1 pseudogene is annotated in these 494 nt (G+C 38.1%); it reads left to right on the top strand.

The annotated features are described in order from the left end of the window. Positions 1-494 (top strand): annotated as a pseudogene (locus tag HC176_RS16210) (flavohemoglobin expression-modulating QEGLA motif protein); the annotation flags it as partial.

The following is a 494-nucleotide window of genomic DNA, read 5'->3' as shown; positions in this document are numbered from 1 at the left end:
AGCTTCCTTACCTGTTTATTTACCTAATTTCAGACAACGACCAGGAAGAAGTCAGGGCCACTATCCGGTTCGTTTTTAGTGAAGCTTCTTTTCTCATTATTGGTAATAAATACTTTGATGGTTATAAAAGATTGATGTACTGCCTCGCCGAGGCCATGTCTTCAAAATTTAAATCCTTCTTAATGTTGGAAATATATTCAGGAACTTATGGTTCCAAAAAGTTCTGCATTAAAGGTCCGGCAGAGAAATTACCTTCTACTCTTGAAATGTTCAAGAATGAACTTGATAATCTTACCTCCAAATACCTGGTTCTGGATCTGGAGAAAACAGTTATAGAAAACACTACTCATAGACAACCGGAAGGAAGTCAGCCGTTGCTAAGCCTTGAAGAGATCAGGGAATCGGGTTGTTTATTATTAGGGCTGGAAGTACCACCAGTGTATAGAAATGAAGAAGGAGAAGAGTTTCCGGTATTTTTCCGAAGTTTTAAAGAT

This window comes from Tamlana crocina (assembly GCF_012037625.1).
This window is presented reverse-complemented; position numbering and strand designations above follow the sequence as displayed.